General features: G+C 57.2%; 9 protein-coding genes. 6 read left to right on the top strand and 3 right to left on the bottom strand.

What is annotated here, in order from left to right; genetic code table 11:
* Positions 1–75: 75 nt before the first annotated feature.
* Together ACVCAM_RS25545 and ACVCAM_RS25540 are read left to right on the top strand one after the other, a co-directional pair.
* Positions 76–228, top strand: a complete 153-nt coding sequence (locus tag ACVCAM_RS25545) for a Hok/Gef family protein (protein ID WP_032650616.1) — start codon at positions 76–78, stop codon at positions 226–228.
* A gap of 121 nt (positions 229–349) precedes the next feature.
* Positions 350–1,024: a tetratricopeptide repeat protein gene (locus ACVCAM_RS25540; RefSeq protein ID WP_008500036.1), complete on the top strand. Its 675-nt coding sequence runs from the start codon at positions 350–352 to the stop codon at positions 1,022–1,024.
* 83 nt (positions 1,025–1,107) lie between these two features.
* Here the strand turns inward: ACVCAM_RS25540 and gltP are convergent, their stop codons facing one another.
* Positions 1,108–2,421 carry a glutamate/aspartate:proton symporter GltP gene (gltP, locus tag ACVCAM_RS25535; RefSeq protein ID WP_008503398.1) on the bottom strand — a complete coding sequence of 438 codons (1,314 nt, stop codon included), beginning with the start codon at positions 2,419–2,421 and terminating at the stop codon, positions 1,108–1,110.
* 423 nt (positions 2,422–2,844) lie between these two features.
* On the opposite strand from gltP, the gene acs reads away from it, so the two are divergent.
* From acs to actP, 3 genes are all read left to right on the top strand, one after another.
* Positions 2,845–4,803, top strand: a complete 1,959-nt coding sequence (gene acs, locus ACVCAM_RS25530; RefSeq protein WP_008503397.1) for an acetate--CoA ligase — start codon at positions 2,845–2,847, stop codon at positions 4,801–4,803.
* An 82-nt stretch (positions 4,804–4,885) separates the two neighbouring features.
* Positions 4,886–5,200, top strand: coding sequence for a DUF485 domain-containing protein (locus tag ACVCAM_RS25525; protein ID WP_008503396.1), 315 nt, complete (start codon positions 4,886–4,888; stop codon positions 5,198–5,200).
* The gene (gene actP / locus ACVCAM_RS25520; RefSeq protein ID WP_008503395.1) at positions 5,197–6,846 is read left to right on the top strand and encodes a cation/acetate symporter ActP; all 1,650 of its coding nucleotides are present in this window, start codon (positions 5,197–5,199) and stop codon (positions 6,844–6,846) included. Before ACVCAM_RS25525 ends, actP begins: the two co-directional genes overlap by 4 nt.
* Before the next feature lie 32 nt (positions 6,847–6,878).
* Here the strand turns inward: actP and ACVCAM_RS25515 are convergent, their stop codons facing one another.
* Both ACVCAM_RS25515 and ACVCAM_RS25510 read right to left on the bottom strand, forming a co-directional pair.
* Complete coding sequence (locus ACVCAM_RS25515) at positions 6,879–7,568, bottom strand: LrgB family protein (RefSeq protein ID WP_407222975.1); 690 nt, start codon at positions 7,566–7,568, stop codon at positions 6,879–6,881.
* Complete coding sequence (locus ACVCAM_RS25510; RefSeq protein WP_021242769.1) at positions 7,561–7,971, bottom strand: CidA/LrgA family protein; 411 nt, start codon at positions 7,969–7,971, stop codon at positions 7,561–7,563. Before ACVCAM_RS25510 ends, ACVCAM_RS25515 begins: the two co-directional genes overlap by 8 nt.
* 102 nt (positions 7,972–8,073) lie before the next feature.
* Between ACVCAM_RS25510 and ACVCAM_RS25505 the strand changes: the two genes are divergently transcribed.
* Positions 8,074–8,961, top strand: coding sequence for a LysR family transcriptional regulator (locus ACVCAM_RS25505; protein ID WP_021242768.1), 888 nt, complete (start codon positions 8,074–8,076; stop codon positions 8,959–8,961).
* The last annotated feature ends 42 nt before the right edge of the window (positions 8,962–9,003 follow it).

Here is a 9,003-nt window from a genome sequence, read left to right as displayed (position 1 = left end):
CACCCGAGGCTACCCCTCAACACCCAACAGGTTGAGAGTAGCCTCTTATTCTTTTTTACACAAGGAGTAAAAGGCATGACGCCATTAAAAACTGCGTTAGGCATCGTCTTTATTATTTGCCTGACGATAGTGATCTTTACCTTTATTACTCGCGGCAGGCTCTGCGAGTTTTCAATAAAGAGTGAACATCAGGAGGTGGCGGCTAAATTAGCCTGCAACCCAGGCTAACCTCTACGGGCGGAACAACGGTTCCGCCCGGCTTGTAGGATGCTGAGGTCTTAATGCACCCATTTTTTTCTTTTGCGCCCGAGATTATACTGCGCGGCGTGTACCCAGATGATAAGAATCCATGAAAGCCATTTTTCTGTTGTTAGTGTTTTTAACGTCCTTCGCCCGCGCCGATGAGATAGGCAGCCAGTATCGGAAACAGGCGGAAGCCGGTGATGCGCGTGCCCAGTATTATCTTGCCGATACGTACTTCAGCTCCGGCGACAGCAAGCAGGCCGCGCTGTGGGCCGAGAAAGCCGCGAAAGGCGGCGATGTCGACGCCATGGGGTTGCTCTCGCAAATCCTCTTTACGCAGGGCGATTACTCACAGGCCAAAGCCCTGGCCCAACAGGCAAACATTGCTGGCAGCAAACGCGGCGCGATCATGCTGGCGCGCATTTTGGTGAATACTCAGGCGGGGAAAACTGACTATCCCCAGGCCATCAGACTGCTGCACACGGCAACCGAAGATATCGACAGCGACTCTGCGGTCGATGCACAGCTGCTGCTGGGGCTGATTTATGCCAACGGCGTCGAGGTAGCGCAGGATGACGTGCAGGCCGCCTCGTGGTTCAAGCGGAGTTCAGCCCTTTCGCGCACCGGCTACGCCGAGTACTGGGCAGGGATGTTGTTCAGGCAGGGGGAGAAAGGCTTTATCACGCCCAATAAACAGAAAGCGCTGTACTGGTTAAACCTGAGCTGTACGGAAGGGTTTGATACGGGATGTGAAGAGTTTGATGCGTTGAGCGGGGAGTAAACCATTGCCCGGTGGCGCTGCGCTTACCGGGCCTACGGCTTGTGTAGGCCGGGTAAGGCGAAGCCGCCACCCGGCTTTTTACATCACTGGTCAGCCGTCTTATCAAAACGACCCAGCACCTCGCGTTCATACGCCAGCGCCTTTTTACGGTCGAATTTGTGTTCCCACTTGGCGATAACCAGCACCGCCAGCGCATTCCCCACCACGTTCAGCGCCGTACGCGCCATGTCGAGGATACGGTCCACACCCGCGATAAAGGCCAGGCCTTCCAGCGGAATGCCTACGCTGCCCAGCGTCGCCAGCAGTACCACGAACGAAACGCCCGGTACGCCTGCGATACCTTTAGACGTCACCATCAGGGTCAGCACCAGGACGATCTCCTGCCACAGCGACAGGTCAATGCCATACAGCTGCGCAATAAAGATAGCGGCGATACTCTGGTAGAGCGTGGAACCATCCAGGTTAAAGGAGTAACCGGTCGGCACCACGAAGCTGGTGATCGACGCTGGCGCACCGTAGGCTTCCATCTTCTCAATAATACGCGGCAGCACGCTCTCAGAGCTTGCCGTGGAGTAAGCCAGAATCAGCTCATCTTTCAGGATACGAATCAGGATCCAGATGCTCAGCCCACACAGACGCGCCACAATTCCCAGCACCACCAGCGCAAAGAACAGGATGGCAAAGTGCACCAGGAGCACCAGCTTCGCCAGCGGCCAGAGGGAGGCAAAACCGAAGTTCGCCACGGTGACGGCGATAAGCGCAAACACCCCTACCGGCGCGTAACGCATCACCATGTGGGTCACTTTAAACATGGTTTCGGAGATCGAGCGGAACACGGTCACCAGCGGTTCGCGGTGCGTCGCGGGCAGTGAAGAGAGCCCCAGACCAAACAGGACCGAGAAGAAGATAATAGGCAGCATCTCGCCCTTCGCCATCGACGCCACGATGTTGGTCGGCACCAGAGAAAGGATCGTGCCCATCAGGCCGTGTGCATGGCTTTGCACGTCAGCGGTCGTACTTTGGTATTTCGAAATATCCACCGTCGCCAGCTGCGACATATCAATCCCGGAACCCGGCTGGAAAACGTTCGCCAGGGTGATACCGAGAATGATCGCAACCGTAGTGATCACTTCGAAATAGATAATGGTTTTCGCACCAATACGGCCTAACTGCTTCGCATCGCCGACGCCTGCAATACCCACCACCAGCGTCGAGATCACAATCGGTACCACGATCATCTTGATCAGGTGAATAAAGATATCCCCTGCCGGTGAAAGCAGGTTCGCAATCAGCCAGTCGCGGCTGTCGCTGTGATAGTGGAGGTAACTGCCCAGCAGGATACCCAGCACAAGGGCGATTAAGATCTGCCAGGCCAGGCTGACTTTAACGTTTTTCATAGAAACTGACTTCCTCAATGAAGCGCCTTATTCACTTAAACTGCATGAATATGGGGACATACTGAAAGGGTATGAATTGTGTTGCGTCGATTTATGGGATTTTTTAACGCGGCGTATGAGTATCATTTGGGCGGCCTGTTGCGCAAGCCTTAAAGAACGACGCATTTCACTCGTAAAAGCGTCTGTGACGGGAGTTTCTCCTGATTCTAATAAATAACCTTTTGTTATAAAAAACCTTTTTTAAACATAAATGTGAATAATCGTCAGCATAAATTATTTTCCTTCAAAGTTTCATTCGCTCATTTTTCAACCTGTTCAAACAATGCGTGATCTGTCGCCCAAATAATAAACAAAGCTTGTAAAGCCCCTACTATTAACGTTTTTGCGACATATTATTAACATCTTACAAGGAGAAAAAAAGCCATGAGCCAAATACACAAACATGACATTCCCGCAAACATTGCGGACCGTTGCCTGATCAACCCGGAGCAGTACCACGAGAAATATCAGCAATCTATTACCGCCCCGGACACCTTCTGGGGTGAGCAGGGCCATATCCTGGACTGGATCAAACCTTATCAGAAGGTGAAAAACACCTCCTTTGCGCCCGGTAACGTCTCCATTAAATGGTATGAAGATGGCACGCTGAACCTGGCGGCGAACTGCCTTGACCGTCACCTTGCCGCGCGCGGGAACGAGACGGCGATTATCTGGGAAGGCGATGATGCCTCGCAGAGCAAACACATTACCTATAAAGAACTGCACCGCGACGTGTGCCGCTTTGCCAACGTCCTGCTGGATAAAGGCATTAAAAAAGGCGACGTGGTCGCTATCTATATGCCGATGGTGCCGGAAGCGGCTGTGGCCATGCTGGCCTGTGCGCGTATCGGCGCGATTCATTCCGTTATTTTCGGTGGGTTCTCGCCAGAGGCGGTTGCGGGTCGTATTGTCGATTCAAGCTCAAAACTGGTGATCACCGCCGATGAAGGCGTGCGCGCAGGACGCAGTATCCCCCTGAAAAAAAACGTCGACGAAGCGCTGAAAAACCCGAACGTCAACACGGTCAGCAACGTCATCGTCCTTAAGCGTACCGGCGGCAAAATCGACTGGCACGAGGGGCGCGACCTGTGGTGGAGCGATCTGATTGAAAAGGCGAGCGACCAGCATCAGCCGGAAGAGATGAATGCGGAAGATCCGCTCTTCATTCTTTATACCTCTGGCTCAACCGGCAAACCGAAAGGCGTGCTGCACACCACCGGCGGTTATCTGGTCTACGCGGCCACTACCTTCAAATACGTCTTCGACTACCACCCGGGCGACATCTACTGGTGTACCGCCGACGTGGGCTGGGTCACCGGGCACAGCTACCTGCTGTACGGTCCGCTGGCCTGTGGCGCCACCACGCTGATGTTTGAAGGCGTGCCAAACTGGCCGACCCCGGCGCGTATGTGCCAGGTGGTCGACAAACACCAGGTCAACATTCTCTACACCGCACCAACGGCCATCCGCGCATTAATGGCGGAAGGCGACAAAGCCATCGAAGGCACCGACCGCTCTTCATTGCGCATCCTCGGTTCCGTGGGTGAGCCCATTAACCCGGAAGCCTGGGAGTGGTACTGGAAGAAAATCGGCAACGAGAAATGCCCGGTCATGGACACCTGGTGGCAGACCGAAACCGGCGGCTTTATGATCACCCCGATGCCGGGCGCCACGCAGCTGAAAGCGGGCTCGGCAACGCGTCCGTTCTTCGGCGTACAGCCTGCGCTGGTGGATAACGAAGGCAACCCACTGGAAGGGGCCACCGAAGGCAACCTGGTGATCACGGACTCGTGGCCGGGTCAGGCGCGTACCCTGTTCGGCGATCACGATCGCTTCGAGCAGACCTACTTCTCGACCTTTAAAAACATGTACTTCAGCGGTGACGGCGCGCGTCGTGATGAAGACGGTTATTACTGGATCACCGGACGCGTGGACGACGTGCTGAACGTCTCCGGCCACCGTCTGGGCACCGCGGAGATTGAATCGGCGCTGGTGTCGCATCCGAAGATTGCCGAAGCCGCCGTTGTCGGCATTCCGCACAACATCAAGGGCCAGGCAATTTACGCTTACGTCACCCTGAACCACGGGGAAGAACCGTCGCCAGAGCTCTATGCTGAGGTGCGCAACTGGGTGCGTAAAGAGATTGGCCCGCTGGCGACGCCGGACGTGCTGCACTGGACCGACTCGCTGCCGAAAACCCGCTCCGGCAAAATCATGCGCCGTATCTTGCGCAAAATCGCGGCAGGGGACACCAGCAACCTTGGTGATACCTCAACGCTCGCGGATCCTGGCGTGGTGGAAAAACTGCTCGAAGAGAAGCAGGCCATCGCAATGCCTTCCTAGTGTTTTCTCCCTCTCCCCTCACCCTCTCCCCATAGGGGAGAGGGGATAAAAACAAACCAACCTTACCTTTGGAGACTCTGTGATGAATGACCATATTTGTCAGCAGATAGAGAATAGTGCGCACTACAGGGAGCTCGTCGATAAGCGGCAACGGTTTGCCTTCACCCTTTCCATCATCATGCTGATTATCTATGTCGGCTTTATTCTGCTGATCGCCTTTGCGCCGCACTGGCTGGGCACCCCGCTGCACGAGGGCACCAGCGTGACGCGCGGTATTCCCATTGGCATTGGCGTCATCGTGATTTCATTTGTGCTGACCGGCGTTTACGTCTGGCGCGCGAACGGTGAATTCGATCGCCTTAATAAAGCGGTACTGCAAGAGGTAAAAGCATCATGAAGAGAATTCTGACGGCGCTCGCCGCCACGCTTCCCTTTGCCGCCCACGCGGCAGATGCGATTACCGGCGAGGTACAGCGCCAGCCAACCAACTGGCAGGCGATTGTGATGTTCCTGATTTTCGTGGTGCTGACGCTGTATATCACTTACTGGGCGTCGAAACGCGTGCGCTCCCGTAACGATTACTACACCGCAGGCGGCAACATTACCGGCTTCCAGAACGGGCTGGCGATTGCGGGTGACTTTATGTCCGCCGCCTCGTTCCTCGGGATCTCCGCGCTGGTCTACACCTCCGGCTATGACGGCCTGATTTACTCCCTCGGCTTCCTCGTCGGCTGGCCGATCATTCTGTTCCTGATTGCCGAGCGCCTGCGCAATCTGGGCCGCTACACCTTCGCCGACGTGGCCTCCTATCGCCTGAAGCAGGGACCGATTCGCACCCTCTCCGCCTGCGGTTCGCTGGTGGTTGTGGCGCTGTACCTGATTGCGCAGATGGTGGGCGCGGGTAAATTGATCCAACTGCTGTTCGGCCTGAACTACCACATCGCGGTGGTGCTGGTGGGCGTGCTGATGGTGATGTACGTGCTGTTCGGCGGCATGCTGGCGACGACCTGGGTGCAGATCATCAAAGCCGTGCTGCTGCTGTTCGGCGCCAGCTTTATGGCCTTTATGGTGATGAAGCACGTCGGGTTCAGCTTCAATAACCTGTTCACTGAAGCCATGGCGGTCCACCCGAAAGGGGAAGCCATCATGAGCCCGGGCGGGCTGGTGAAAGACCCGATATCGGCCCTGTCGCTCGGTCTGGGCCTGATGTTTGGTACCGCAGGCTTACCGCATATCCTGATGCGCTTCTTCACCGTGAGCGACGCGCGTGAAGCGCGCAAGAGCGTCTTCTACGCGACCGGCTTCATGGGTTACTTCTATATCCTGACCTTTATTATCGGCTTTGGCGCGATCATGCTGGTGGGGGCGAACCCGGCGTTTAAAGATGCGGCAGGCGCGCTGATTGGCGGCAATAACATGGCGGCGGTGCATCTGGCCGACGCGGTGGGCGGCAACCTGTTCCTCGGCTTTATCTCCGCCGTGGCCTTCGCCACCATTCTTGCGGTGGTTGCGGGTCTGACGCTGGCCGGCGCGTCGGCGGTTTCGCATGACCTCTACGCCAACGTCTTCCGCAAAGGCGCGAGCGAGCGCGATGAGCTGAAGGTTTCTAAAATCACCGTGCTGGTACTGGGCGTCGTGGCGATCCTGCTGGGCATTCTGTTCGAGAAGCAAAACATCGCCTTTATGGTGGGGCTGGCCTTCTCCATCGCGGCAAGCTGTAACTTCCCGATCATCCTGCTCTCCATGTACTGGTCGAAACTGACCACCCGTGGCGCGATGATTGGCGGCTGGCTGGGGCTGCTGACGGCGGTGATCCTGATGATTCTGGGCCCAACCATCTGGGTGCAGATCCTCGGTCACGCCAGCGCCATCTTCCCGTATGAATATCCGGCGCTGTTCTCGATTGCCGTGGCGTTTATCGGTATCTGGGTCTTCTCGGCTACCGACAATTCGCCGGAGGGTAACCTGGAGCGCGAGAAATTCCGCGCCCAGTTTATTCGTTCACAAACCGGTCTTGGCGTTGAGCAGGGCCGCGCGCACTAAACCTTTCTCCCCGGCCGCTCTGGCCGGGGAGTTCAAAACATCACCCACGCCACCAGCGGCGCAATCAGCACCATCGTCACGCCCGAGAGCATCATCACCAGGCTTGCGACAACCCCCTCCTGCTGACCGAGTTCATACGAACGCGCCGTCCCCGCGCCGTGCGATGCCGCGCCAAACCCCGCGCCTTTGGCCATCCCTTCCCGGATGGAAAGCCGCAGAAAGAGCATATCGCCCACCGCCATCCCAAAGACGCCCGTCACCACCACAAACAGCGCCACCAGGTCCGGCTGTCCGCCGAGGGGTTTCGCCGCCGCGAGCGCAAACGGCGTGGTCACCGAGCGCACGGCCAGGCTGCGCTGAATTTCATCGGGCAGCGTAAACAGTCTCGCCAGCCAGACGGAGCTACAGACCGCGACCACCGTAGCGGTGATGACGCCTGCGCTGAGCGACATCCAGTGGCGCCTGATAATCGCCAGGTTGTCGTAAACGGGCACGGCAAAGGCGATGGTCGCCGGGCCGAGCAGCCACAGCAGCCAGTGGGATTCACCAATATAGTTCTGCCAGGAGATATGGCCGAAGACCAGCATCAGCACCAGCAGGATCGGCGTGAAGACCAGCGGCATCAGCGGCAGCGCATGAAACCGGCGATACAGCCGCTTGTTGGCAAAGTAGATCGCCAGCGTCGCGATCAGGCACAAGACGCTGATCTGAAAGCTAGTCATGTTTGTGCCTGCTGATTTCAAAGCGATACACTTTATCCACCACCCAGGCGGTCGCTCCCAGCACCATCAGCGTACTCAGCGCGATCACCGCGAAGATGCGCCAGCCGTCCACCATCAACAGCTGCGCATAGTTCACCACCGCCACCACGGCAGGCACAAAGAACAGCAGCATCTCCGCCAGCAGCCAGCGCGCCCCGGCGCGCACCCAGTTAAGGGGGATCACGCGACAGAGGATGAGCGTCAACATCAGCAGCATCCCCACCAGGTTGGCAGGCAGCGGCAGGTGGAGCCAGCCGACAAGATATTCGGCGAAAACAAACAGTCCCGCGTAGAGCAGTACCTGAACCGGGACCTGGAGTCGTTGCACAACGGCAGGCGTAACACGGCTTAACGCCACGGCCATGGGGGTTTTCCTCAAAAATGAGACGAGGCGCCAGTATAGTGAGCGCACGGTGTGGACTGAAATGAATTAAAATCATCACAGGTATAGTTTCGAGGAATAATCATGGACATAAGAACGCTGCGCTATTTTGTCGAAGTGGTTCGCCAGCAAAGTTTTACCCGCGCAGCGGAGAAGTTGTTTGTTACCCAGCCCACCATCAGCAAGATGCTGAAAAACCTCGAAGATGAACTTAACTGTACCCTGCTGATCCGCGACGGGCGCAAGCTGCTGCTGACCGACACCGGACGCGTGGTGTTCGAACGCGGGCTGGCCATTCTGGCGGAGTTCCGCCAGCTGGAAGCGGAGCTGGACGATATTAATCATCTGACCAAAGGGGTGCTTCGCCTCGGCATTCCCCCGATGGTCGGCATGATGATGGCCGGGCCGATCGGCCTGTTTCGCCAGCGCTATCCTGGCGTAGAGCTGAAGATTTCGGAGTTTGGTGGCTTAACCGTCCAGCAGGCCGTCACTAACGGCGAGCTCGACGTGGCCATGACCGCCCTCCCCGTTGAGGAAGAGAGCGGCCTGGCGACGCTTCCGCTCTTTAGCCACCCGCTGTGCGTGCTGGTTCCCCGCTCCGGCGACTGGCTGAAAAGGGACGCGGTGAAGCCTGAGCTGCTCGGCGAACACCCTCTGCTGATCTACAACGAAGACTTCGCCTTAAGCCGCCAGCTGATGACGCTGTTTAACCAACATAACGTCAAGCCACGCATCGCGGTGCGCAGCGGTCAGTGGGATTTCCTGGCCGCGATGGTGCAGGCGGGCGTGGGGATTGCCATTCTGCCGCAGCCGATTTGCGAGCGTCTGGATAAAAACACGCTGCGCTGGATCCCGCTGGAGAGCGATCTGCACTGGCAGTTAGGGATGATCTGGCGTGAAGGGGTCTATTTGTCGCAGAGCGCGCAGGCGTGGCTGCAGTGTTGTGAGGGGTTTTGGGTGCGGTCTGAATAGTGCCGGGTGGCGGCTTCGCCTTACCCGGCCTACGGTTCAAAT

It is taken from the genome of Enterobacter sp. CFEC122 (genome assembly GCF_052983755.1).
Note: the sequence above shows the minus strand (reverse complement) of the source record. Positions and strands in the feature narration are given on the sequence as shown.

Excerpts from the sequence above, each read along its gene's own strand:
- ACVCAM_RS25545 (WP_032650616.1), top strand. The coding sequence starts at position 76 with ATGACGCCATTAAAAACTGCGTTAGGCATCGTCTTTATTATTTGCCTG.
- ACVCAM_RS25540 (WP_008500036.1), top strand. The coding sequence starts at position 350 with ATGAAAGCCATTTTTCTGTTGTTAGTGTTTTTAACGTCCTTCGCCCGC.
- gltP (WP_008503398.1), bottom strand. The coding sequence starts at position 2,421 with ATGAAAAACGTTAAAGTCAGCCTGGCCTGGCAGATCTTAATCGCCCTT.
- acs (WP_008503397.1), top strand. The coding sequence starts at position 2,845 with ATGAGCCAAATACACAAACATGACATTCCCGCAAACATTGCGGACCGT.
- ACVCAM_RS25525 (WP_008503396.1), top strand. The coding sequence starts at position 4,886 with ATGAATGACCATATTTGTCAGCAGATAGAGAATAGTGCGCACTACAGG.
- actP (WP_008503395.1), top strand. The coding sequence starts at position 5,197 with ATGAAGAGAATTCTGACGGCGCTCGCCGCCACGCTTCCCTTTGCCGCC.
- ACVCAM_RS25515 (WP_407222975.1), bottom strand. The coding sequence starts at position 7,568 with ATGACTAGCTTTCAGATCAGCGTCTTGTGCCTGATCGCGACGCTGGCG.
- ACVCAM_RS25510 (WP_021242769.1), bottom strand. The coding sequence starts at position 7,971 with ATGGCCGTGGCGTTAAGCCGTGTTACGCCTGCCGTTGTGCAACGACTC.
- ACVCAM_RS25505 (WP_021242768.1), top strand. The coding sequence starts at position 8,074 with ATGGACATAAGAACGCTGCGCTATTTTGTCGAAGTGGTTCGCCAGCAA.